We start from the raw sequence: 23188 nt of genomic DNA on the forward strand, positions 1-23188 counted from the left end.
GTGTGAACAATGGATATCAATAAAATACTGAATGCTAATCGCGTGAAGTTAAACATGTCCGCAACCAATAAAGACGAAGCCATTAATGAATTAACCGAGTTGCTGTATGCCGATGGTGCCATTACCAATAAACAGGATTTTATTCACGACGTCTGGTTACGCGAAGCGGAAGGATCGACTGGTTTTGAAAACCATATCGCGATCCCTCATGGAAAATCCTCTGCCGTCAAACAGACGACGCTCGCGATTGGCCGCACCCGTCAGGATATTCCCTGGGAAACACTGGACGGTAGCCAGGTCCGCTGCATTATTCTTTTTGCCGTGCGTCTGGAAGATCAGAACACGACACATATTCGCCTGCTGTCTCAGGTTGCCAGTGCACTGGCCGACGATGAGGTGATTGCTCAACTGCTCGACGAATCCGATCCCCATAAAATTATTCGGCTGTTTAGTCAGTATGCAGAAACAGCTCCCGTCACTCCGACATAAGACGAGGCTCAAAATGAATATTGTTTGTGTTGCCGCCTGCACGGCCGGTATTGCGCATACCTATATCGCACGCGAGAAACTCATTAAGGGTGCGAACGCCTTAAATTACGCCATTAAAGTGGAAACCCAAGGCACCATTGGCACTGAAAATGAATTAACGCCCGAGGAAATAGCCGCAGCCGATGTGGTTATTCTGGCCATCGATATCAAAATAACAGGCGAAGAACGGTTTAAGGGTAAACCCGTCGTTCGAGTAAAAACGGAGGTCGTTATTAAATCTCCCATTAAATTTCTGGAAAAAGTCGCTAGTTCTTTAGCGGGTGCCTGAATAGCTCATTTTTCGGGGTAATCATAATGAACACCAGAAAAATCACTGTTGGACAGGAAATAAAACGGCATCTCCTTACCGGTATTTCCTGGATGATTCCGCTGATTGTCGCCGCCGGGATCTGTATTGCGCTCGGTCAGGTTATCGGCGGCCCGGATGTCGGTAAGCAAACCGGTAGCATTGCGTGGATGCTCAACCAGATCGGCGGCTGGGGCATGGGGCTGATTGTGCCGCTCATCAGCGCCGCTATCGCTTACTCCATTGCCGACCGCCCCGGCTTCGCTCCCGGCCTGATCGTGGGTTTTATCTGCGGCCAGATTCAAACCGGGTTTATCGGCGGTATTCTCGGCGGCTTCTTAGTCGGCTACACCGTACTGCTGCTGCGTCGCTACATCAAACTGCCCACCTCGATGCAGGGGCTGATGCCCGTCATGATCCTGCCGCTGCTCAGCACCATCATCGCCGGGCTGCTGATGATGACGTTTATCGGCCAGCCCATCGTCTGGCTGCAAAAAACGCTGATTCATCTGCTGGAATCCATGCAGGGCGGTTCGAAATTCCTGATGGGCGCGATTTTGGGGGCGATGGCAACCTTCGATTTCGGCGGACCGGTGAACAAAACGATGTCGCTCTTCGCAGACGGTATGCTGGTCGATGGCATCTACGGGCCGGAAGCCGTCAAGTTTGTCGGTTCAATGATTCCGCCGTTCGGCATCACGCTGTCCTTCCTGCTGACCCGCTACAAATACACCCGCGCTGAAAAAGAGGCGCTGAAAGCCGCCTTCCCGATGGGGATCTGCATGATTACCGAAGGGGTGATCCCAATTGCCGCACGCGACTTATTCAGGGTAGTTGCCAGTTGCGTCGTCGCCTCCGCCATTGCGGGCGGGCTCATCATGGTCTGGGGCGTGGAGGCTCCCGTGCCACACGGCGGCATGTTTGTAGTTCCGCTGTTTACCAAGCCGCTGATGTTCTGTCTGGCGCTCGGTATCGGCACGGTCATCTGCGGCGTGATGCTGTCGCTGATTAAGAAACGCGTCACGCAGGCAGATGAAGAGTTCGACGACGTTGACGACAGCAGCGTGCGTGACGAAGACATTAAATTCACTCTCGAATAACAGGAGCTGCCATGTATGCCGCAATGAAAGCCCTCATTGATGACGCGTATCAACAGCAGTATGCCGTGCTCGCCATCAACTGTTTCAATCTGGAGACCGCCCGTGCGGCGATTGCCGCCGCCGAGCAACAGCGTGCGCCGCTGATTCTTAATGTGTATCAGGGTCACTCCGCACACTTTCCGCCGCATCTCGCGGTGCCGCTGGTCAACGCGCTGGCCGAGCAGGCCACCGTTCCGGTGGCGCTCAGTCTGGATCACGGTACAGCTTTCAGCCTGATTGGGCAGGCGTTCCGCGCCGGCTTTACCGGACTGATGATCGATGCCTCCAGTCACCCGCTGGCAGAAAACATCCTGCGCACCCAGCAGGTGGTGACCATCGCCGCGACGGCGGGCGTCTGCGTGGAAGGCGAGCTTGGGCATATCGCCGACGCGCCCGTCTACGACCAAGAGGATGCCGCTGTGAAAATGACGCAGGTGGAAGACGTCGCTCCCTTTATCCACCAAACCGGTATCGACCTGCTTGCCGTGTCGGTCGGCACCGCTCACGGCATTTATCCACCGGGGGTGACGCCACAGATTGATTTTGAGCGTCTCGAAGCCCTGCATCGGGAATCGACCGTGCCGTTGGCGCTGCACGGCGGTAGCGGCACCAAAGCCGACGATATTCGCCGCGTCAGCCGCCACGGCGTCGCCAAAATCAACGTCGGCGCGGCCGTTTTTGAGGCCGGCAAAACCGCGTTGCAGCAGGCACTGCATCAGCACCCGACAACAGAGCTGTCCGACCTGCTGGCAACGATGGAATCCGCCTGCCGCGATGTGGTCGCCGATTATCTCAGTTGGTCAGGTTCCGCCAACCAAGCCTGACCGTTCGCCCTTTACCGACTTTCGCCATCAGTGGTTTTCCACTGGTACAGGAACGCTTTGCCCTTTATCCGACACAGGAGAGACATAACATGTTGATTTCAATGACCGACATCCTAAAACCCACGCGTGAACATCGCTTCGCTATCGGCGCCTTTAACGTGGCCGACAGCTGCTTTATCCGCGCCGTGGTGGAAGAAGCCGAAGCAACGCATACCCCAGCCATTATCTCTATCCACCCGAGCGAGCTGGAATTCGTGACAGATGAATTCTTCGCCTATGTGCGAGAAAGAACGCTGCGCAGCCCGGTGCCATTTGTCATTCACCTCGATCATGGCGCATCGATCGCACACGTTCTACGCGCCATTCAGTGCGGGTTTACCTCCGTGATGATCGACGGCTCGCTGCTGCCTTATGAGGAGAACGTGGCGCTCACGACCGAAGTGGTGAAGCTGGCGCATGCCGTGGGCGTTTCCGTGGAGGGGGAATTAGGTACGATTGGTGATACTGGCACCACGATAGAAGGCGGCGTGAGCAAAGTAATCTACACCGACCCCGAGCAGGCGGAAGATTTCGTCAACCGGACCGGCGTTGATACGTTAGCCGTCGCCATCGGCACCGCACACGGTATTTACCCCAAAGACCTGAAGCCAGAACTGCAAATGCATATCCTGCGGGATATCTCGCAGCGGGTTTCGATCCCACTCGTCCTGCACGGCGGCTCCGCCAACCCAGACGCCGAAATTGCCGAAGCAGTGACACTTGGCGTGGGCAAAATCAATATCTCCAGCGACATGAAATTCGCCTATTTCCAGAAAGCGCGGGAAATCCTCAGTCGTGAAACCTGGTGGGATCCTAATGCCATCTATCCAGAACCGATTAACGCGGCAAAAGAGGTGATTCGCTACAAAATGGCGCTCTTCGGTTCAATAGGAAAAGCCGATTTATATTGATTCGCTAAACGCACTGAACAAGGCAAGGGAAGGATTCTCTTGCCTTTTTACCCCACCCACATTATTTCAATATGACGTCCACCGACTTCTGATTGTTGATATTCAGTCAATAGTGTTATGCGCTAGCGCACATTTTTCTGCACTGCTCTCTGCTCTAGACTACGCCCAACATCTTCGTTGATAACCGATTCGAGAACAGACTTATGCAGAACATTTTGCTGATTAACGCGGGCAAGTCATTCGCCCACTCCAAGGGGGAGTTGAACCATACCCTTACCGATGTCGCCGCCAGTTTCCTGCGCGACAAAGGTCACGACGTCCGCGTGACGGTCGTGGACAACGGCTATGATATTGAAAAGGAAATTCAGAACTACCTGTGGGCGGACACCATCATTTACCAGATGCCCGGATGGTGGATGGATACGCCGTGGATCCTGAAGAAATACATCGATGAGGTGTTTACCGCCGGTCACGGTTCACTTTATGCCAGCGATGGTCGCAGCCGTTCAGATGCCAGCAAGAAGTACGGTTCAGGTGGGCTGTTACAAGGCCGGAAATACATGCTGTCTTTGACGTGGAATGCGCCGCTGGAGGCCTTCAACGATCCCGAACAGTTCTTCCACGGTGTGGGCGTGGACAGTGTGTATCTGCCGTTCCATAAAGCGAACCAGTTCATCGGGTTATCCCCACTGCCGACCTTCATCTGCAATGATGTGATGAAAGAACCGGACGTCCCGACTTATCTTGCGAATTACCGCCAGCATCTGGACGAACACTTTTCCTGATCGGCGTTTTCCCCGACTCTCTACCGCTGTGGGTCACGCCTCACAGCGGATTTTCCGTGAGTTGTTCGCTCATAAAATCGAGAAAGCAGGTAATACGCGCCGCTAGCTGACTATTGCGATAATACACCGCGTAAACCGGCAGGCTGGCGTCCACCGTCTCTTCGGTGAGGATCGGCACCAGTCGCCCCGCCGCCAAATCGTCCCTAATCAGGAAGTTGGACATGCGTACAACCCCTTCGCCCCGTAGCGCCAGCTGACGCAATATCTCACCGTTTGATGCCGACAATGTAGGCGTGATGGGATAGAAATCCTGAAGCCCGTGCCGCAGCGGCCAGTGATTCAGGGACTCCGACTGAGTAAACCCCAGACAACGATGATTGGCCAATGACTCGACCGTCGCAGGTGTTCCATACTGTTCCAGATAGTCAGGGCTGGCGACGATTCGCAGCTTGCTTGCGCCGAGCGATCGGGCATGAATGGTGGAGTCTTTGAGCGTGCCAATGCGAATGGCAATATCGGTATGCTGTTCAAGCAAATCAATAATGAAATCATCGGTATTGAGTTCAAGAACGATCTTGGGATAGCGGCGGCGAAATTCCGGCACCAGCGGCACAATCACATGCTGCATAAATGCCGAACCTGAATTAATCCGCAACCGTCCGCTCGGTTGCTCATGGCGCAGCAGCACCTGTTCTTCAGCATGTTCCACGGCGTGAATCACGCCACGGGCGTGCTCAAGAAACATCATGCCCTCTTCAGAAAGCGAGAGGCGTCGCGTGGTGCGATGCAGCAGCGTCGTCCCCAGCTTGTCCTCCAGACGCCGCAGCGCCCGGCTGATGCCCGACGTGGTTTGCCCAAGCTGTTCCGCTGCCGCCGTGATCGAACCGGTGTCGATCACCACCACAAAAGCCTGAAGTTCCTCAAGCGTGACTTTCATAAGCGCGTACACCTGCCGTCGATTCGGTATTCACCAAACGTTATCGTGTACTCGCATCATACCGCAGCCACCAGTAAATGACCGCCACCGCCTGAACATCATCCTGCCGAGCGGCTTATCCACCTCGGCAAGATGAAACAGGATAAAGATCGCGTTAGGCGTTAGATCCGCCATCCACCGTGATCCCGGTTCCCGTAATCTGCCGGGCTGCCGGACTCGCCAGAAACGCGACGGCGGCCGCAATGTCTTCAGGCTTGCCATAATGGCCCAGCGCGATCGACGAACGCTGCGCCTCCGAATGCTCGCCGTCAGCCGGGTTCATATCGGTATCGGTTGACCCCGGATGCACCAGATTCACGGTGATGCCATTCGGCCCCAGCTCACGCGCCAGCCCGCGGGTGAAAGACAGTAGCGCCGATTTAGACATCGCGTAGACCGACATTCCCGGCATCGGAACACGCTCGGCGACACTCGATCCTATCGAGATAATACGACCGCCCTGACCTAAATGCGGAATGGCCGCTTGCGATGCCAACAGAACAGCACGCACATTCACGTTCAGCGTGTCGTCAATATCCGCCAGGCTCAGCTGAGACAGCATGCCGCCGCGGGCAATCCCCGCGTTATTGACGAGAATATCCAGACCGCCCAGCGCGTCTGCTGCCTCGTTCACCGAACGCACAACGGCTTCGGCGTCCGCGCTATCGGCCTTTATCGCGGAGGCGCGACGACCTTTGGCTTCAATCGCCCGCACTACCTCCAATGCCCGTGCCTCAGAGTTCTGGTAGGTGATCGCCACATCTGCGCCTTTCTCCGCCAGTTCAAGCGCTATGGCCGCACCAATGCCGCGAGATGCGCCAGTCACCAGCGCTTTTTTACCTGCAAGTTCGGTCATCGTTTACCCTATTTTGTAGTGATTGATATATAATGTTATAAACGCCCTCTGGGTAACCGTCAATCCATTTATGTAACGAACGATGCAGAATTCATTTACTCCTAAAAACGTAGCAACGGAACGTCCTGCCAAAGGGCGACCACGGGCGTTCGATCGCGAAAAAGCACTGGAAAAGGCAACACACCTTTTCTGGCACAAGGGCTTTTCCGCTACCTCGATGTCAGATCTCACTGCCGCCATGGGGATCGGATCGCCCAGCCTATATGCCGCGTTTGGGTCGAAAGAGGAGCTGTACGCCGAAGCGCTTCGCTACTATGCCGAACACTACGGCCCACGCGTCTGGGCGGGTTTCGAGAGCGCCCGGACGGCCCGTGATGCCGTTCAGGCCTACCTGATGGATTCAGCCGCAGCGCTTACCGGAGCAAACGGTTCAGACGATCCTCCCGGCTGCATGCTGGTGCTGTCCGCCGTCGGCGAAGAGGGGAATTCTACCCTTGGCGCTATCGTGCGGGACGCGCGCGCGCAGGCGCTGAAAAAGCTAGAAGTACGCTTTGCACAAGCGGTTTCTGAGGGGGAATTGGACGCCACGCTGAATGTTAACGGGCTGGCGCGCTATGTTCTCGCGATACAGGGCGGAATGGTGTTGCAATCACGCGATGGCACCAGCCGCGCGGAACTTGAGAATATCGTTCAATACGCCCTGTCAGGATGGGATGCGCAGACTACGAAAGGTTGAAAAGCCAGAAGTTGAAAATTGGTTATTGAAAATTAGCTGCTGCAAACCGATCGTTGAAAATGCCGCGCCGTCGATATGGTGTTTTTCGTTGCCCCTACCACGGAGATCGCCTTAGTGGGCGGCAACGCCATAGCGGTATCATTCAATTTCGACGCAATACATTCAAAGGCCACACATAAATATGTGGCCTGAATCAGGAGATCGATGATTTAACAAGAAAAAACCAGTGATGTTCTCACTAATTTTCATCATGAAGGGATGCTCAACTCGTACGGGTATAAACCCGCACTATACCTTTTCGCATTTCTAGCGCTGCCATTTCGGTTTTGGTGGGACATAGGATAACGCTTTCTGGAGAAGGTCTTCGGGGTCATGTGAAACAATCAGCATTTCAGAGTACTCTTGCTTCATAAAACCCTTGCTGATCATCTTGTCAATGAAGGCTAACAAGTCATCGTAATAGCCATTTATATTAAGAAACGCACAGGGCTTATTGTGTAAACCAAGTTGCGCCCATGTCCAAGCTTCAAAAATCTCCTCTAACGTACCCGCTCCCCCTGGTAAAGCGATAAAGATATCAGCATGCTCTGCCATTGATGACTTTCTGGCATGCATATCTTTAACAACTTTAAGCTCATGTACTTCGCGATGGGCCAGCTCATGATCGACTAAAGATTGAGGCATAATCCCGATAACATGGACGCCTGAAGATATCGCAGCGTCAGCGAGTGTCCCCATCAATCCGACTCGTCCACCACCATAAACCAGGTCAACCTTTTCTCGCGCCATTGCTAAAGCCAGGCTTTCAGTTTCTCTTACATATTCAGGATCTGTTCCGTGACTGGAACCGCAGAAAACAGCTGCACGCATATTCAACCTTATTCCATAGTAATTATAATTCTGCTAACTAAAAGCATTTACTCGCATACCAAATGTATTATGCTTCATATATCAACTAGCTTTTAGATTAACGCATAATACTCCAGCTAAAACTAATAATACGCCCACGAGTCGCATGGGTGCAATCTCTCGTATAGGTAAGCCAAGAAGCCCAAACTTATCTAATAATAAAGACATTGATATCTGTCCAAAAATAACAAGAGAAATCATGGCCGCTATTCCTAATCTGGGAGCAAGGAATGTCGTGCCAAAAACGAAAAATGCGCCCAAAACTCCACCAGATAGCAACCCTATGTTGCAATGGCGTAATTGAATCAGCTGATTAAAACGTTCTCCCGATGCCGCACACAGGAAGAAAAGGCATAGCGTGCCAACAATAAATGAAATTAATGCGGCAAGCATGGTACTACCACCCAGTATCGATTTCAGTTGATTATTGACTGCAGATTGAGTCGCTATAGCAATACCCACGCTTACAGCTAAAAAATAATAAATAAAGCTCAAGGAAGCTCCTGCTAATTATGTTAGATATCTATTTAATCTTCTCCTATCTCGCTGAATTTTAAATAATATATCTAACAATACACCTGGAAAGATGAGTGAAGCCAGTACTTAGCAATCTTGTCAGGAAAAAAGATACCAACCGAGTATGCTCCCTACTGGCAACACGACTTTTTAGAATCCTTCTAATCTAATCTGGTTAGATGAATAGTTAGCATTACCTGTATCCAATCGTCCCCCAACTATCGCCGGGCGAAATTATTAAAATTAGATATAGTAAGTTCCGGATTCCTTTTTCAGGATATCAGCGCTTAGCCCCATATTTATTGAGGTAGATCTGGATAGCATCGATTTTCTCTTGCTCCTGACCATATTTCTGCAAACAACTGATCACGTGCTGAATGGTGGTGATAGAAAAAATATTCAAATCCAAGCGTTCCATAGCAGCTTGTAACGCTGAATTTTCCGTATCCAGAGCACATTCCTGACGATCTAACGCAACAAGATATGCCAGGGGATGCCCGCCTTGCGAACGGATGATCTCTATTGTGTCATCGATTGTCATTCCAGAGGTTATAACGTCGTCAACGATCATTACACTGGCGTTTGACAACGACTCGCCAACCAGAAGACCACCATCACCATATGACTTCACTTCTTTTCTATTAAAAGAATACTTAACTTCATAATCGAAATCACGTTGCAAAGCCAAAGCCGTCGCCACACCCAGCGGTATACCTTTATATGCTGGTCCAAAAATTATATCGGGACTTAAGCCATTCTCTATAATGAAGCGTGCATAGAAATGCGCTGTTTTATTTAATAAGCTAGCACTTGATAACTTTCCAAAGTTGAAAAAATAAGGACTAATTCTAGATGACTTAAGTTTAAACTCACCAAATTCTATTACCTGACTATCAATTAAAAATTTCGCAAACTCATCCTGAGTGTTTTTCATAATATGAACCTATTGCTTGGCTAATTGTTTCGAACCCATCTTGCCTCATAAGATATTCAATTTCAGCTAGCATCTTCGGCAAAATGGCGGGACCTTCATATATAAAGGCGGTGTATATTTGGCAAAGACTTGCACCTAAACAAATGCGTCTATAAGCTTCCGCTCCACTATCAATGCCACCAGAAGCTATAATGGGCTTGCTGTAACCAATTTCCTTAAAGACTCTCGTAAGCATATCACGCGCTCTTTCCTGTAACGGTTTACCAGACATCCCACCAGTTTGTAACATTGTAGGGACCGGTGAAAAGTTATGCCTGCTAACGGTTGTATTACTCACAATCAGGCCATCAACTAAAGAGCCAGCCAGATAAGTGAGCAAATTGGCTTCGTCATGCGATTCCATATCTGGAGATAACTTGATAAGGATCGGGCAATCTACCTTCTTCTCCAGCCTTAACCGATGTAATTTTTCTAACAACGGTTCAATAGTCTCAGCATGCTGTAAATCTCTTAACCCTGGGGTATTAGGCGAAGACAGGTTAATAGTTAAGTAGTCTGCATAATCTATAAGTCCCTCAGCAACACACATGAAATCGTCAAGATAGTCTACCGAATCCTTATTCTTTCCAAGATTCACACCTAAAATAACGTTTTTCTTATCTTCAATTAAGCGTTGTTGAGCATATAACATACCTTTAGAGTTAAAACCATAACGATTAATTATTGCGCCCATATCCTTTAATCGGAATAGACGTGGTCGAGGATTACCTGGCTGTGCTTTCGGCGTTATTGAACCAACTTCTACAAAACTAAAACCTAGTTTCCCCAGTGCATTATAAGCTTCGGCATCTTTATCAAATCCAGCCCCAATCCCCAAAGGGTGAACGAAGTTTTTATTCCATATTGTCTGAGAAACACCATCAGGTATAGCGATACTGTTTTTATATGAAAAACGGCTCAAGCTAAAAATTGCAAGATGATGCGCGGTTTCTGGTGGAAGTCGAAGTAACGTTTTTCGACAGAGTTCAAGAATCATTTTTCGGTTACCAGATTATCCTGAAATGCATCGAAACTGATTTTTATTTGATTCTTTAATTGTTCACCCGTCAGCAATTTTACATTTTTCTCCTCAAGCCAAGAATCATCATAAAACTGCTCAAGGTAATTCACGCCGGAATCTGGTGCAATCGCCATGACAGAATTAATCTCCGGAAGCTGTAAAGCCATCAATGCTGAGAATATAACAACGCCGGAAGAACCACCCAACATAAGCCCGACATCTTTTGCAAGCAGTCGGCATAATGATATTGCGTTTTGATCGCTCACGCTGTGGAGAAAATCGAATACATCCAGATCGGTATTATCAGCTCGCCAGCTTAATCCCAACCCATTTAATAAGTAAGGATGAAAAGGTTTCCCGAAAATCGCCGATCCGGCAACATCACATGCCATAAATCTGACGTGGGGGTAAACAGCCTTTACCCCCTTAGTAATACCGCCGAAATGCCCTCCTGTACTTACTGAACCAACCAACATATCTACAGAGACTTCAAGAAATTCTCTTGCTGTGACTGTTTCATGATACTCAGGATTGTCGGGATTATCATATTGGTTGGTCCAATATGCTTCGGGGTTCTGATTCAATAATGCTTTAACTCTCTCAATTCTTGCCTTTTGATATCCGCCAGAAGCATCGGGAGTATTGACAACTTCCACCTTAGCACCAAAAGCGGTAAACCAATTAAGTGAATTCTTACTTACTTTCGGATCGACAACGACGATGAGATTAAACCCCATACAAGCGCTGAGCATGGCAAGGGATTTTCCCAAATTGCCCGACGTAGATTCAATAACTGTACCACCGGGACGCAATTTACCACTTTCGAATGCTTTGTTAATCAATCCCAATGCAGTCCGATCTTTTATACTAAAATTTGGATTGAATTGTTCAAGTTTAATAAAAAGCTTTTTATTCTTTGGAACCAAAGGATGCTCAAGAGAAAAAACCGGAGTATTACCAATCAGTTCACTCACATTAGTTACTGTGTACATATTTATATTCCCTTATAGAATCTTGAAGTTAGGCGCTGGATCAGAAGTTAAAAAATGGTTGCAAGAAGAGCCGACAAAAAGCGGATCCTCTATATGTAGGGCTCCCATTCCAAACTCGTAGTAAGGTGTTTCTACCGACAAAACCATCCCTTCTTGTATAATATTTTCGTCAGCAGGATTTAGTATAGGGAGTTCATAAGGTTCTAAACCAATGGCATGCCCAACATGATGACGGCGATATTCAGGAAAACCGGAACGGTGGACAACATCCATAATATGAGAAAAAATTTGCTTTCCTGTTTGTCCGGGCCGGATAAAATCAAGCGCCGATAACATTCCATTTTGCAGTGCCCGATAACGCTTTAGTATAAAAGGCTCCACACTGTCGATTGCATATACTCGTGCAATATCTGACCAATAGCCTTGATAAACTGCGTCAGAATCAAACCAAAGAAGATCGCCTGATTTCAGACACAACTCTTCATTTTGTCGCCTCTGTCCACCAACTGCAGCTCGTCCCACTTTAAGCATCGTCAGGGAAGGGAAAGCACCTTTTTTTACAAGTGCCTGATTAAACCAACTTGCTATTTCAGTCTCACTGGAACCTATGCTGACTAAATTTATCGCCTCATAAATCGCAGCCTCATTAATCTGAGCCGATTTTGTCAGCATATCGACTTCTTTTGGCGTTTTATGCCTCCTCGCCTGGCGTATCTCTTTAGATACGTCGATCCATTTGATGCCGGACAAGTTTTTCTTAAGATAATCCAAGGTCTGTAGTGGCATGCCATCTGCATCAAACCCGATGCTAGTTATGTCACCATAGTCTCGTAGTTTACGAATCAGCTTTTCCAAAGCTTCAGCTGGTGAGGCCTGAGATAGCGCTATATTGCTAAGTTTCTGAAGTTCAGCTTCATCTTCCTTTAAGCTAATTTTGCCATCATATTCACGGTAAAATGTCCCGTAGGACTGAACATGTTGGACGGGAACATCCGCATCAAGTACTTGATCTATTTCGCCAATCGAATGCACGATGCTAACAGCACCAATATCATGCCGATGAAGTAATACATAGCATTGCCCATGATAGGGATTCAGCGTTTTAACAACAGGTGAAAAACCCGTGAAATAGTGAATATTTTCTCTGCTTGATCCAATCAATAAGTCTATTTTTTCTCTGTCGAAAAGATCTCGGATTTGAGACGTATCATAAGCCATTGTTAATAACCTTGAGCGTTTTTACGACAGCCGGAGCCATTCGCGCAGTATCAGAAAGAGAAAACCATCCCAATTCACTGACTTCAGCGCATGGGGTAACAGGTGGTAAGCATGAGATGGTAAAAATAGACAGATGAACGCTATCGCTACCATCATGATTTGGTCCGGTTACTGTAGTCAGAAAGCGCAATTCGGATGCAGGAGCAGTGAACCCGAGTTCCTCTTCAAGCTCTCGTATTAATGTTTCTTGAGGATTTTCTCCTGGCGATATTTTTCCACCAGGAAAATACCACACCGTATTGTCCCGAACACGAACCAACAACACTTTGCCTTGCTTGATATATGCCAAGCTAGCACAATGAATCATGATAAATTCTCTTTATATTATCGAGATGTTTAGATAATTCATCTTTTGGATAATTTGAATAATGCATTGCAGCTATTCTTATAGGATCGCCTGCATGATATTTTTCATATACCATTTGCCTTTGGCCAAAGCCATCGCCACTAAGATCCCATGCCAAATTCAAGAGGAAACATCTATCTTCCGCACTTATTTTTTTATTTCTTAACGCTTCTTTAAGAACCGACCCATTGCTATTCTCAAAGTCTCCATGGTGAGGAACAGCAAGCATTGAACCCGCAGAGAGAGATTGAATGATATTAACCATCCGATGATACCACTTAGGAAAATGATAACGGATAGCCTGAATAGCATGAATGCTAGGATTTAAAAGTTCATTTTCTAAGGTTGCATCTTCTTCAGCTAACAAGATCGCACCACGAACTAACTCCAGACTTGAGGTCATCTCTCCGAGTTGTTCTTGGACGTTCAAGAAATTCCCCAAGCCCATTTTATTAGCCAGTTCAATCGCAACGCTAGTCAGTAATTCAGCTTTTGCCAGTCCTCGAACAATCCCTTGATGTCCATTATGGTTTCGAATTCTTGTCTTATCGTAAAATGCATTCGACTTCTCTATATCCCTGAAGACAAAAACATCACTCCATGGAATAAAGACATCCTCAAAAACCATATACGCATCCGACTCATCAAAAAGATTTGAAATTGGATGGTCTAACAGATTGTAACCATTATGGTTAAGAGGCTTTCGACAAATGAGCTTCACGCCCGGAGCCGTAACCGGTACAGCAAATGCGAGGGCAAAGTCTTCGTCACCGGGGATCAATCCCGGCATATTAAATACTAAGAGCTCATCAGCAATTGGAGCCAACGTCACTATCATTTTAGCGCCGCGGACGATCATTCCTTTTGAATCATGGGAAATAGACCGAACCCCACAGTATTTGTTTTCTTGTAACCCTAACTGAATACCCCTATCAATTTGAGGATTAATTGCGCCGTGGCCCACGAACAAATTTTCATTTCGGCATCGTTCATAGTATTTGACTGCATTACTAGAAAAATCAGTGTATTGACCCGATCCGAGAACATGGGAGTTTGTTGCCATAGCCGCTAAAGCGCTATTGATGAAATCGGGTGTTCTTCCCAACATTCCAAATGATAAATCGGCAATGGCTTTATAACTGTTTCTCTTTCTCGCCAAATCCGTTTTGGTTTTAGGAGCAAGCGTACTGATATGATAATTTCTACCATTTTCTTCATAAGTAAACAATTCAGGCTGCGATTCCTGAAGCTGATAGAATTCAGCAATGCTATCAATTGCCCCGCGGAATGATGGTTCTTTATATACGTCGGATACCAATTTAGAATCAATATAAACCTGTCGCGGAATTTTCAATCTGCGTAAGTAATCTTCCTTTAACATAAAAGCAGCCTTATTAGCAATTATCTGAAATAATTCTATCTTCATTAACCCCTAGGGTATGAAGTTCATTTTTTATCAACTTGAAGAAAGTTTTACCACTTCCGATATAGAAGTTGGATAGGGAAAAGTGTGATGGACTAATGGTATTTATTGTTTTCTTTATAAAAGAGATATCCCTATTGTCGTGATGTCTTTGGATTGCACTGAAATTGAAATTTTCATTTGAAATAAAAACATCATGAATATCATTATCAGTGAAATAATTAACACCTTTATCATTTATCCAGATTAATAGTGTCGGTTGTTCACTGTAATGCTTCGCTAGGTATTGAATGATCCCTCTAGCATAACTATATCCGGTATCACATACGATTAGCACGTTACCATAATCAGATTTCCGCCAATGCGCCTGCCCCATTGGTAATGAGACAGAGACACTGTTGCCAGATTGTATTTCGAGGATAATTCGATGTGATACGGAGAATAACTCGCTAAATCCAATAATTAGCTCTATGTCAATCTCATCATACTTATGATTCGATTTATTCCAGGAGGATATAGAAAAATATCTTTCGAGTTCCCCCCCACAACTTAATTTTACATATTGGCCAGGTAAATAATGATAGGAGGCTATGCAAATTCTCACCAGATAAGTCTTCTCATTTAATTTCCTTAAGTCGATCTGGCTAGGTTCGATCATTATTTCTTGACTAATAAAAGACATGTTTTAGGTACTTTACCGTTTTTTAAATTAAAATAAATAAGCTAATCATTAAAAATAAAATTAATTACACGTTGTTATTTTCATCATCGCGTCCCTGTGATGTATAGGTCAAAACATAAGATATATTTATAAATTACAAACCCGTTTTAATGAATCAAATTTAACTGACCATAATGAGAGATGAATCTCATTATTAACTTAATAGAAATGTATACTCATCAAAAAAAGAGATATATGTCACATTTTTTACAAAAAAATGGGAATCTGATTTTAATTCAAGTGGGTGGGATCAATAAAAACCCAATTTCTATTGGGCCTTACATCGGCTATGAGATGCTGTCACCCTGAGCATAAATGCATCACCAGCCATAGCTAAGAGAATCTACTGACAGACGTACGTAATAGTATGGCTCTAAAGGTCAGGAGTGCATTCTACGCCAGAGGCGTCTGAGGGTATCTGGAAAGGTGGGGGAAAGGGGCAAGCATATCTGGATCAAATCCGGTATTCAGGCAATGCATAGGTTCTAGCCATGATTCAACAAAGGTGATTCCTCGACCATCCAATATGGTGGAAAGGAATCCCTTGGTATTTTTTACTAGAGCATTTCATTTAATCAGGATGGGTCCAATAAAGCATCCTTGCTTAAAAGACGGCTAATATCCATTTTCTGGATGATTTATAAAACGCTATTCGTTGGCATTTAGACCTCGATCTCCGCCTTGTCGCCCTTCTCTTGCAGCCAGTTGCGGCGATCTTCAGAACGTTTTTTCGCTAGCAGCATATCCATCATCGCCATCGTCTGATCGATATCGTCTTCGTTGATGGTCAACTGCACCAGACGGCGCGTATTCGGATCCAGCGTGGTTTCACGCAGCTGTAGCGGGTTCATTTCGCCCAGACCTTTAAAGCGCTGTACGTTCGGCTTGCCTTTCTTGCGCTTAAGCTGTTCCAGCACGCCCGCTTTTTCCTCTTCGTCCAGTGCGTAGTACACCTCTTTGCCCAGATCGATACGGTACAACGGCGGCATGGCAACATAAACGTGCCCGCCCTGAACCAGCGCCCGGAAATGGCGGACAAACAGTGCACACAGCAGCGTCGCAATGTGCAGACCATCGGAATCCGCATCCGCCAGAATACAGATCTTGCCGTAACGCAGCTGGCTGAGGTCGGCGCTGTCAGGATCGATACCGATCGCGACTGAAATATCGTGTACTTCCTGCGACGCCAGCACCTCATCGGAGGAGACTTCCCAGGTATTCAGGATCTTGCCTTTCAATGGCATGATCGCCTGGAATTCACGCTCGCGCGCCTGCTTCGCCGATCCGCCCGCCGAATCCCCTTCCACCAGGAACAGCTCCGTCCGGTTGAGATCCTGCGAGGTACAATCTGCCAGTTTGCCAGGCAGCGCCGGCCCGCTGGTCAGCTTTTTACGCACCACTTTTTTGGCGGCGCGCATACGGCGCTGCGCGCTGGAAATCGCCAGCTCGGCCAGCTGTTCCGCGGCCTGCACGTTCTGGTTCAGCCACAGGCTGAAGGCGTCTTTCACGACGCCAGACACAAATGCGGCACACTGACGAGAAGAGAGGCGTTCTTTGGTCTGTCCGGCAAACTGCGGTTCCTGCATTTTGACCGACAGCACGTAAGCACAGCGTTCCCAGATGTCATCTGCACTCAGCTTCACGCCGCGCGGCAGAATATTGCGGAATTCGCAGAATTCACGCATCGCATCCAGCAGCCCCTGACGCAGACCGTTAACGTGCGTCCCGCCCATTGGCGTCGGAATGAGGTTAACGTAGCTTTCCGTCAGCAGCTCACCGCCTTCCGGCAGCCAGAGCAGCGCCCAGTCCACGGCTTCAGTATCGCCAGTAATCGACCCCAGAAACGGTTTTTCCGGCAGCGTGATCAGGCCATTTACCGCCTCGCACAGGTAGTCATTCAGGCCATCCTGATAGCACCAGCGCTGCTCGGTGTTGTTAACTTTATCTTTGAAGATGATTTCCACACCGGGGCATAAGACCGCTTTGGCCTTCAGCAGGTGCGTCAAACGGGAGACGGAAAAACGGGGGCTGTCGAAGAACTTCTCGTCTGGCCAGAAATGCACGCGCGTGCCGGTGTTGCGACGTCCGCAGGTGCCAGTGACGGTGAGTTCCTGCACTTTATCGCCGTTTTCAAACGCGATGTCGTACACCTGACCGTCGCGCTTAACGGTCACTTCAACGCGGGTAGACAGGGCGTTCACCACTGAAATCCCTACGCCGTGCAAGCCGCCCGAAAATTGGTAGTTTTTACCGGAAAATTTGCCGCCTGCGTGCAGACGACACAGGATCAGTTCAACGGCGGGTACGCCTTCTTCCGGGTGGATATCCACCGGCATCCCACGACCGTCATCAATGACTTCCAGCGACTGATCGGCGTGCAGAATCACATCAATTCGGCGTGCATGACCCGCCAGCGCTTCATCAACGCTGTTATCTATGACCTCTTGTCCCAGATGGTTAGGACGCGTGGTATCGGTGTACATTCCCGGACGACGGCGCACCGGTTCCAGTCCGCTGAGTACTTCAATCGCATCAGCGTTATAACTTGATTGAGCCATAGTTTGCGTTAATTCTTTGAGTTCAGTGAATGGTGTTTAACGAACCGCTTTCGGCAGCTCGTTTTTCAATGCATAGGTGGCGATTCAGTCTGTCGTGAGCCCTAAAAAATTCACAATCGGCGTGAAAAAGTGCTCAAATCCGACAAAGGCATGATTGCCCCCTGACTCCACAGTTTGACGGCAGGCCGTGTAATACGCGACTGCCTGACGATAGTCCAGAACCTCATCCCCTGTCTGCAACAGCAGCCAGAGCAAATCCGGCGATTCCAGTCGGTCAACCTGCATGACCTTCAGATCGTAAACGTGCCGAGACTCTAGCACATATTGTTCACCGGTGTAGGGGTTCTGATATTCGCCCAGATGGTCCAGCAACAGTTCAAACGGCTTCACCGCAGGATTCACCACCACGGCAGGCAGCATAAAACACTGGGATAGCCAGGTGGCATAATAACCACCGAGGGAAGAGCCAACAATGCCCACCGGACGACCGGCCCGCTCCATAATCAGCGACTCCATCATCTCAGCCGCCTCCGACGGATACGGTGGAAGCTGTGGAATCACCATATCAATTTCAGGATGCTGCTCTGCCAGCCACGTTTGCAGAGCCGTCGCTTTCGCCGACTGTGGCGTACTGTTGAAGCCGTGCAGATAAAGAAGCGTTGGCATTAGTAACCGTCCGAATCCATGTCAGGCAGGAATTCGCTGCCTGACAGACGATAGACCTCGGTTTCCAGACGGCCATCCGGCAGCAGGTCCAGATAGCGCCAGCCCGGCGCCACGTCATCAATGGTGAAGTTAGTGCAGTGCGGTTTGAACTGTACGCAGGTCGACGGCGTGGCCAGCAAGCGGCGGCCGTGCCAGTCAAAATCCATCTCCTGATGAATATGTCCGCACAGCACGGTGTTCACCTGTGGATAGCGATCCAGCACCGCAGACAGATTATGCGCGTTACGCAGGCTGTGCTGATCGAGCCAGGTACAGCCGGAAGGATGCGGATGATGGTGCAGCAACAACAGCGTAAAGCGATCGGGCTGACTTTTCAGACTGCGCTCCAGCCATTCAAGCTGGTATTCGCTCAGCTCGCCGTGTGGGACGCCGAACACCTGACTGTCCAACAGGATGATTTGCCACTTGTCGCCCAGCAGCACATGCTTGGACGGCGCAATACCGGCGTCAGCCAGCGCATCAACCATCGCCGGTTGGAAATCGTGGTTACCCGGAAGCCATACGCAAGGTGCGGGGATCTGCGCAATCCCGCGTGAGAAATGGTGGTAGGCTTGCAGCGTGTGATCCTGCGCCAAATCGCCCGTCGCGACGATCAAATCAAACGCATCCTGCCGAGCCTTGATGGCATTCAGCACAGCGTGATAGCTACGATAGGTGTTGATACCCAGCAAGGTTTCATGCTCGCCCGCAAAAAGATGGGTATCGGTTATTTGTAAAATCCTGACTCTGGCGCCACTCGCCACAGGCAGTGTCAACAGGCTTTCCAAATGGTGTCCTTGGTTACGTAAATCTGTCTCTACCCGTCATCTTTCAAATTGCAGAATACGCTGCCTTCCCTTGTTGGTTCGACTGTCGCCGTCCTGCGTCTTGAAATCTATTGGGTATCAAAAACCGGTATCGACATCGAACCATACGCCAAACAATACTTTAGCCAATCAGCAAGAAACTGATTAATTTGATGCTTTTCGTCACGTTGATGTAACTTCTTATTAGGATAATCATAACGTGCTTTGAAGCGAAAGATCTGCTGGCTGGCACACACTTCCGCAACCAACGCATCATGATACAACCTAACGCTCATCATTGGCAGGCTCCAATAGCTGACAGTGGGCGCTGTCTGCTTAATTTCCACCAATGAGGTATAGCGAGTAGACTCAAGAATTGTCAGTTGATAGATCGCATTATTGACGTGATAAACCGCGATTTCACCGACTTCATCAATTTTTGGCAGTAAACGCCGCAATTGCATGAAGTTGGTTTCACATAGCCTCATCATGGCCGGGAAATCCGGAGTATAACGTTTCATAAATTCAATCCACCCACTCACGTTTCAGTTCTTCATGGTGCAACGCCAACCATTGCAAGGCAATGACAGACGCGGCGTTATCAACGATGCCTTCTTCAACCCATTGATAACTTTGTTTACGGCTCACCACATGTACGCGGATATCTTCATTCTCGTCCACCAGACCGTGAATACCTTTCGCCGTACGCGTATCCACTTCACCCACTATCACCGCCAGACGCTCGCTGGTACCGCCGGGGCTGGCAAGATAGTTGATTATCGGTCGACAACGGCCAACCCTTAATCCGGCTTCTTCCTCTGCTTCGCGCCGCGCCACCTCTTCGTGGCTTTCTCCTGGCTCAATCATGCCAGCCACCAGCTCAAACAACCAGGGAGACGCGCTGGTGTCATAGGCAGCGATACGAATCTGTTCAATTAATACCACTTCATCACGCACCGGATCGTAAGGCAGCAACACCACGGCATGGCCACGTTCGAAGATCTCACGGCTGACCTCATCGCTCATGCCGCCATTAAACAGGCGATGACGGAAACGGTAACGCTCCAGCGAAAAAAAACCGTCGTACAGCGTTTCGCGTGCAATAATTTCTACATCATCTTTGGTGAAAGTAACTGGACCGGATGCGGAAGACGACATAACTGCACTCCTGTAACAAGTATTAATGGAATCCGGTATTGTATGGCGGAATCCGCTGTCATTATACTCATCATTGTTTTTGAACGTTTATTAGGCGTGACGTCGGCCAAGTGAGGGTGATTCTCACCCATCGCATCACTTTTCGGTGCCTTACTGAACAGAAAAACGCCGCACTGAATCATCCAACAGGTCAATTTACCTGACCCTGTGGGCATATTCCGCTGAAAGATGGCACGTTCAGCTACCTTATCCTATTGGCAGATTCTGATAGAATCGACAATTATTCGTCTACAGACAGCGCTACCATAGCGAGATTGCTGCACAACAAGGAATGCAAATGAAGAAATTGCTCCCTCTTCTTATTGGTCTGAGCCTGGGCGGTTTTAGCGCCATGAGTCAGGCGGAAAACCTGTTACAAGTCTACCAGCAGGCAAAAAGCACCAACCCTGATTTACGCAGCTCTGCGGCAACCCGCGACGCCGCGTTTGAAAAAATTAATCAAGCGCGTAGCCCGTTACTGCCTCAGCTCGGTTTAGGCGCTGACTATACCTATAACAAAGGCTACCGTGACAGCAAAGGCGTCGATAGCAACGTCAAGGGCGCTTCACTGCAATTGACCCAGACTTTGTTCGACATGTCCAAATGGCGTGCGCTGACGTTGCAGGAAAAACAAGCGGGTATTGAAGACGTTACCTATCAGACCGCTCAGCAAAACCTGATGCTTAACACGGCAACCGCCTATTTCAACGTCCTGCGTGCTATTGACTCGCTGTCCTACATTAATGCGCAGAAGCAGGCGATTTATCGCCAATTAGATCAGACGACACAGCGCTTCAATGTTGGTCTGGTTGCGATTACCGACGTCCAGAACGCCCGTTCACAGTATGACAGTGTGCTGGCAAATGAAGTGCTGGCTCGTAATACGCTGGATAACGCGCTGGAATCCCTGCGTCAGATTACCGGCAACTTCTACCCACAGCTGGCCGGTCTGAACATCGAGCGTTTCTCTACCCAGAAACCTGAAGCGGTTAACAACCTGCTGAAAGAAGCCGAAAACCGTAACCTGAACCTGTTGTCCGCACGTTTGAGTCAGGATTTGGCGCGTGAGCAGATTCGCTCCGCCGAAACAGGCTATATGCCGACGCTGGATCTCACCGCATCAACCGGCGTGAGTGATACTCGCTATTCCGGTTCACGGACGAATAACAGCAACTCGTTTAACGATTCAGACGCTGGGCAGCACAAAGTCGGCATCAACTTCACCCTGCCACTCTACAGCGGTGGCGCGACTAACTCTCAGGTGAAGCAGGCGCAGCACAGCTACGTCAGTTCCAGTGAACTGCTGGAAAGTGCACACCGTTCTGTTATCCAGACCGTGCGTTCATCGTTTAACAATATTTCTGCATCCATCAGCAGCATCAACGCTTACAAACAGGCTGAAGTGTCTGCACAAAGCTCTCTGGATGCGATGGAAGCGGGTTATCAGGTCGGCACGCGCACCATCGTTGACGTACTGAATGCTACTACCACGCTGTATAACGCCAAACAGCAGCTCTCCAGCGCTCGTTATGATTACCTGATCAATCAGTTAAACATAAAATCCGCACAGGGCACGCTGAGCGAAACCGATCTGCAAGCGCTGAATGCATCGCTGGGCCAACCGGTTTCAACCACGCCAGCTGTAACCGACAACACCGCTCCGCAGGCCACTACCGCCTCAGCGCAGCGTTAATCGGTAGCCGCGTTTACACGCATCAAATACAGGGGAACCACGGTTCCCCTTTTTTATACCCGCGCTTTTTCCACAAAATCACGCGATAGCACCAGAACACAGGAACCGCCTTCTTTCGCCATAAAGCGAAACGTTGCACAACAGAATGTATAGCAACGTAAAGACACCTCCCGTTACACCTATTGCCGCTTTAAATTCAAGCAGCGTTCCCCTATTCTTAGGCACACTTATTTGTTATTGGCCGTGATGCTTTGCTCTGGGATAAACACGATGAAACGTACAAAAAATATTAATCAGGAAACGTTCCGCAAGGAATGGCGGACGCACCGTCTGGCACCTGTTGCTTTGGCCGTCAGCGCCGTATTTTTCCTCGCGGGCTGCGAGCAAACTGATGAAACCGTCTCCCTCTACCAGAATGCGGATGACTGTTCGTCAGCTAACCCGTCAATGGCAGCTCAGTGCACCACTGCATACAATAATGCGTTAAAAGAAGCAGAAAAAACGGCACCGAAATACGCAACGAAAGAAGACTGCGTAGCGGAATTTGGCGAAGCGCAGTGTACTCAAACGCCTGCACCGGCACAGGCCGGTATGGCAGCAGAATCTCAGCAGGGCGGCGGTATGTCCTGGATGCCGTTGATGGCCGGCTACATGATGGGCCGAATGATGGGTGGCGGTGCCGGTTTCGCACAGCAGCCGCTGTTCAGTCCAAAAACGCCAGCCAGCCCGGCCAATGGTCAGTTCGTTGATGCCGCCGGTAAAAACTACGGCAACGCGACAACAGGCCGCACGATGACCGTGCCGAAAACCGCACTGGCACCGAAGCCTGCAACGACCTCAACCATCACGCGTGGTGGCTTTGGTGAAACCGTCGCGAAGCAAAACAGCATGCAGCGCAGCAGCGCCAGTTCAAGTTCCAGCTCTTCCCGTAGCATGGGCGGCTGAGGAC

Annotated in this window: 25 protein-coding genes; 9 read left to right on the forward strand and 16 right to left on the reverse strand. The window is 48.9% G+C overall.

The features are described 5' to 3' along the window. The first annotated feature begins 9 nt into the window (after nucleotides 1–9). The 6 genes from NXT09_RS10185 (at nucleotide 10) to NXT09_RS10210 (ending at nucleotide 4533) form a co-directional block, all read left to right on the forward strand. Nucleotides 10–489, forward strand: coding sequence for a PTS sugar transporter subunit IIA (locus tag NXT09_RS10185; protein ID WP_095701340.1), 480 nt, complete (start codon nucleotides 10–12; stop codon nucleotides 487–489). 13 nt (nucleotides 490–502) lie between these two features. Continuing rightward, nucleotides 503–817, forward strand: coding sequence for a PTS fructose transporter subunit IIB (locus NXT09_RS10190; RefSeq protein WP_010280229.1), 315 nt, complete (start codon nucleotides 503–505; stop codon nucleotides 815–817). A 26-nt stretch (nucleotides 818–843) separates the two neighbouring features. Then, nucleotides 844–1935: a PTS fructose transporter subunit IIC gene (locus NXT09_RS10195; protein WP_014913895.1), complete on the forward strand. Its 1092-nt coding sequence runs from the start codon at nucleotides 844–846 to the stop codon at nucleotides 1933–1935. Nucleotides 1936–1946: 11 nt separating this feature from the next. Next, nucleotides 1947–2798: a class II fructose-bisphosphate aldolase gene (locus NXT09_RS10200; RefSeq protein ID WP_268579606.1), complete on the forward strand. Its 852-nt coding sequence runs from the start codon at nucleotides 1947–1949 to the stop codon at nucleotides 2796–2798. Between the two features lie 89 nt (nucleotides 2799–2887). Next, nucleotides 2888–3748 carry a ketose-bisphosphate aldolase gene (locus tag NXT09_RS10205; RefSeq protein ID WP_095993488.1) on the forward strand — a complete coding sequence of 287 codons (861 nt, stop codon included), beginning with the start codon at nucleotides 2888–2890 and terminating at the stop codon, nucleotides 3746–3748. A gap of 203 nt (nucleotides 3749–3951) precedes the next feature. Further along, a complete protein-coding gene (locus NXT09_RS10210; RefSeq protein WP_268579607.1) occupies nucleotides 3952–4533 on the forward strand; it encodes an NAD(P)H-dependent oxidoreductase in 582 nt (193 codons plus the stop codon). A 40-nt stretch (nucleotides 4534–4573) separates the two neighbouring features. Here the strand turns inward: NXT09_RS10210 and NXT09_RS10215 are convergent, their stop codons facing one another. Together NXT09_RS10215 and NXT09_RS10220 are read right to left on the reverse strand one after the other, a co-directional pair. Further along, complete coding sequence (locus tag NXT09_RS10215) at nucleotides 4574–5470, reverse strand: LysR family transcriptional regulator (protein ID WP_268579608.1); 897 nt, start codon at nucleotides 5468–5470, stop codon at nucleotides 4574–4576. Nucleotides 5471–5624: 154 nt separating this feature from the next. Continuing rightward, nucleotides 5625–6365: a 3-oxoacyl-ACP reductase family protein gene (locus NXT09_RS10220; RefSeq protein ID WP_268579609.1), complete on the reverse strand. Its 741-nt coding sequence runs from the start codon at nucleotides 6363–6365 to the stop codon at nucleotides 5625–5627. 82 nt (nucleotides 6366–6447) lie between these two features. Between NXT09_RS10220 and NXT09_RS10225 the strand changes: the two genes are divergently transcribed. Further along, a complete protein-coding gene (locus NXT09_RS10225; RefSeq protein WP_268579610.1) occupies nucleotides 6448–7101 on the forward strand; it encodes a TetR/AcrR family transcriptional regulator in 654 nt (217 codons plus the stop codon). Between the two features lie 306 nt (nucleotides 7102–7407). Here NXT09_RS10225 and NXT09_RS10230 read toward each other — a convergent pair whose 3' ends face one another. From NXT09_RS10230 to nudF, 14 genes are all read right to left on the reverse strand, one after another. Further along, on the reverse strand, nucleotides 7408–7971 hold the full coding sequence (locus tag NXT09_RS10230; protein ID WP_268579611.1) for an LOG family protein: 564 nt from the start codon (nucleotides 7969–7971) through the stop codon (nucleotides 7408–7410). An 81-nt stretch (nucleotides 7972–8052) separates the two neighbouring features. After that, nucleotides 8053–8505, reverse strand: a complete 453-nt coding sequence (locus NXT09_RS10235; protein WP_240584339.1) for a DMT family transporter — start codon at nucleotides 8503–8505, stop codon at nucleotides 8053–8055. 301 nt (nucleotides 8506–8806) lie between these two features. After that, entirely contained in the window at nucleotides 8807–9460 is a 654-nt protein-coding gene (gene pyrE / locus NXT09_RS10240; protein ID WP_240584338.1) for an orotate phosphoribosyltransferase, read from the reverse strand. Next, on the reverse strand, nucleotides 9441–10496 hold the full coding sequence (locus NXT09_RS10245) for a quinone-dependent dihydroorotate dehydrogenase (protein WP_268579612.1): 1056 nt from the start codon (nucleotides 10494–10496) through the stop codon (nucleotides 9441–9443). The genes pyrE and NXT09_RS10245 overlap by 20 nt, the downstream gene beginning before the upstream one ends. Beyond that, nucleotides 10493–11512 (reverse strand): cysteine synthase family protein, encoded by a 1020-nt coding sequence (locus NXT09_RS10250; RefSeq protein ID WP_174871738.1) that lies wholly within the window; start codon nucleotides 11510–11512, stop codon nucleotides 10493–10495. Before NXT09_RS10250 ends, NXT09_RS10245 begins: the two co-directional genes overlap by 4 nt. 12 nt (nucleotides 11513–11524) lie before the next feature. Beyond that, entirely contained in the window at nucleotides 11525–12730 is a 1206-nt protein-coding gene (locus NXT09_RS10255) for a M24 family metallopeptidase (RefSeq protein ID WP_268579613.1), read from the reverse strand. Then, nucleotides 12720–13097, reverse strand: a complete 378-nt coding sequence (locus NXT09_RS10260; RefSeq protein ID WP_240584334.1) for an NUDIX hydrolase — start codon at nucleotides 13095–13097, stop codon at nucleotides 12720–12722. Before NXT09_RS10260 ends, NXT09_RS10255 begins: the two co-directional genes overlap by 11 nt. Next, nucleotides 13081–14562: a 4-hydroxyphenylacetate 3-hydroxylase family protein gene (locus tag NXT09_RS10265; RefSeq protein ID WP_268579614.1), complete on the reverse strand. Its 1482-nt coding sequence runs from the start codon at nucleotides 14560–14562 to the stop codon at nucleotides 13081–13083. Before NXT09_RS10265 ends, NXT09_RS10260 begins: the two co-directional genes overlap by 17 nt. Continuing rightward, entirely contained in the window at nucleotides 14531–15241 is a 711-nt protein-coding gene (locus NXT09_RS10270) for a ferredoxin reductase domain-containing protein (RefSeq protein ID WP_268579615.1), read from the reverse strand. The genes NXT09_RS10265 and NXT09_RS10270 overlap by 32 nt, the downstream gene beginning before the upstream one ends. A 701-nt stretch (nucleotides 15242–15942) precedes the next feature. After that, nucleotides 15943–17838, reverse strand: a complete 1896-nt coding sequence (gene parE, locus NXT09_RS10275) for a DNA topoisomerase IV subunit B (protein WP_039282769.1) — start codon at nucleotides 17836–17838, stop codon at nucleotides 15943–15945. Between the two features lie 84 nt (nucleotides 17839–17922). Further along, nucleotides 17923–18504 (reverse strand): esterase YqiA, encoded by a 582-nt coding sequence (gene yqiA / locus NXT09_RS10280; protein ID WP_039510043.1) that lies wholly within the window; start codon nucleotides 18502–18504, stop codon nucleotides 17923–17925. Beyond that, complete coding sequence (gene cpdA / locus NXT09_RS10285) at nucleotides 18504–19331, reverse strand: 3',5'-cyclic-AMP phosphodiesterase (RefSeq protein WP_010297432.1); 828 nt, start codon at nucleotides 19329–19331, stop codon at nucleotides 18504–18506. The genes yqiA and cpdA overlap by 1 nt, the downstream gene beginning before the upstream one ends. Nucleotides 19332–19438: 107 nt before the next feature. Continuing rightward, nucleotides 19439–19870 (reverse strand): DUF1249 family protein, encoded by a 432-nt coding sequence (locus NXT09_RS10290; protein WP_268579616.1) that lies wholly within the window; start codon nucleotides 19868–19870, stop codon nucleotides 19439–19441. A gap of 4 nt (nucleotides 19871–19874) precedes the next feature. Then, complete coding sequence (gene nudF, locus NXT09_RS10295; protein WP_268579617.1) at nucleotides 19875–20507, reverse strand: ADP-ribose diphosphatase; 633 nt, start codon at nucleotides 20505–20507, stop codon at nucleotides 19875–19877. Nucleotides 20508–20844: 337 nt separating this feature from the next. On the opposite strand from nudF, the gene tolC reads away from it, so the two are divergent. Continuing rightward, nucleotides 20845–22239 (forward strand): outer membrane channel protein TolC, encoded by a 1395-nt coding sequence (gene tolC, locus NXT09_RS10300; protein ID WP_039510039.1) that lies wholly within the window; start codon nucleotides 20845–20847, stop codon nucleotides 22237–22239. Between the two features lie 270 nt (nucleotides 22240–22509). Beyond that, entirely contained in the window at nucleotides 22510–23184 is a 675-nt protein-coding gene (locus tag NXT09_RS10305) for a DUF1190 family protein (RefSeq protein WP_010280216.1), read from the forward strand. Nucleotides 23185–23188: the final 4 nt, after the last annotated feature.

Origin of the sequence: Pectobacterium jejuense, assembly GCF_026800125.1 — a bacterium.
Taxonomy (GTDB): domain Bacteria; phylum Pseudomonadota; class Gammaproteobacteria; order Enterobacterales; family Enterobacteriaceae; genus Pectobacterium; species Pectobacterium jejuense.

What these genes read in the sequence shown, in the direction of transcription:
- NXT09_RS10185 (WP_095701340.1), top strand. Translation starts at nt 10, where the DNA reads ATGGATATCAATAAAATACTGAATGCTAATCGCGTGAAGTTAAACATG.
- NXT09_RS10190 (WP_010280229.1), top strand. Translation starts at nt 503, where the DNA reads ATGAATATTGTTTGTGTTGCCGCCTGCACGGCCGGTATTGCGCATACC.
- NXT09_RS10195 (WP_014913895.1), top strand. Translation starts at nt 844, where the DNA reads ATGAACACCAGAAAAATCACTGTTGGACAGGAAATAAAACGGCATCTC.
- NXT09_RS10200 (WP_268579606.1), top strand. Translation starts at nt 1,947, where the DNA reads ATGTATGCCGCAATGAAAGCCCTCATTGATGACGCGTATCAACAGCAG.
- NXT09_RS10205 (WP_095993488.1), top strand. Translation starts at nt 2,888, where the DNA reads ATGTTGATTTCAATGACCGACATCCTAAAACCCACGCGTGAACATCGC.
- NXT09_RS10210 (WP_268579607.1), top strand. Translation starts at nt 3,952, where the DNA reads ATGCAGAACATTTTGCTGATTAACGCGGGCAAGTCATTCGCCCACTCC.
- NXT09_RS10215 (WP_268579608.1), bottom strand. Translation starts at nt 5,470, where the DNA reads ATGAAAGTCACGCTTGAGGAACTTCAGGCTTTTGTGGTGGTGATCGAC.
- NXT09_RS10220 (WP_268579609.1), bottom strand. Translation starts at nt 6,365, where the DNA reads ATGACCGAACTTGCAGGTAAAAAAGCGCTGGTGACTGGCGCATCTCGC.
- NXT09_RS10225 (WP_268579610.1), top strand. Translation starts at nt 6,448, where the DNA reads ATGCAGAATTCATTTACTCCTAAAAACGTAGCAACGGAACGTCCTGCC.
- NXT09_RS10230 (WP_268579611.1), bottom strand. Translation starts at nt 7,971, where the DNA reads ATGCGTGCAGCTGTTTTCTGCGGTTCCAGTCACGGAACAGATCCTGAA.
- pyrE (WP_240584338.1), bottom strand. Translation starts at nt 9,460, where the DNA reads ATGAAAAACACTCAGGATGAGTTTGCGAAATTTTTAATTGATAGTCAG.
- NXT09_RS10245 (WP_268579612.1), bottom strand. Translation starts at nt 10,496, where the DNA reads ATGATTCTTGAACTCTGTCGAAAAACGTTACTTCGACTTCCACCAGAA.
- NXT09_RS10250 (WP_174871738.1), bottom strand. Translation starts at nt 11,512, where the DNA reads ATGTACACAGTAACTAATGTGAGTGAACTGATTGGTAATACTCCGGTT.
- NXT09_RS10255 (WP_268579613.1), bottom strand. Translation starts at nt 12,730, where the DNA reads ATGGCTTATGATACGTCTCAAATCCGAGATCTTTTCGACAGAGAAAAA.
- NXT09_RS10260 (WP_240584334.1), bottom strand. Translation starts at nt 13,097, where the DNA reads ATGATTCATTGTGCTAGCTTGGCATATATCAAGCAAGGCAAAGTGTTG.
- NXT09_RS10265 (WP_268579614.1), bottom strand. Translation starts at nt 14,562, where the DNA reads ATGAAGATAGAATTATTTCAGATAATTGCTAATAAGGCTGCTTTTATG.
- NXT09_RS10270 (WP_268579615.1), bottom strand. Translation starts at nt 15,241, where the DNA reads ATGTCTTTTATTAGTCAAGAAATAATGATCGAACCTAGCCAGATCGAC.
- parE (WP_039282769.1), bottom strand. Translation starts at nt 17,838, where the DNA reads ATGGCTCAATCAAGTTATAACGCTGATGCGATTGAAGTACTCAGCGGA.
- yqiA (WP_039510043.1), bottom strand. Translation starts at nt 18,504, where the DNA reads ATGCCAACGCTTCTTTATCTGCACGGCTTCAACAGTACGCCACAGTCG.
- NXT09_RS10290 (WP_268579616.1), bottom strand. Translation starts at nt 19,870, where the DNA reads ATGAAACGTTATACTCCGGATTTCCCGGCCATGATGAGGCTATGTGAA.
- nudF (WP_268579617.1), bottom strand. Translation starts at nt 20,507, where the DNA reads ATGTCGTCTTCCGCATCCGGTCCAGTTACTTTCACCAAAGATGATGTA.
- tolC (WP_039510039.1), top strand. Translation starts at nt 20,845, where the DNA reads ATGAAGAAATTGCTCCCTCTTCTTATTGGTCTGAGCCTGGGCGGTTTT.
- NXT09_RS10305 (WP_010280216.1), top strand. Translation starts at nt 22,510, where the DNA reads ATGAAACGTACAAAAAATATTAATCAGGAAACGTTCCGCAAGGAATGG.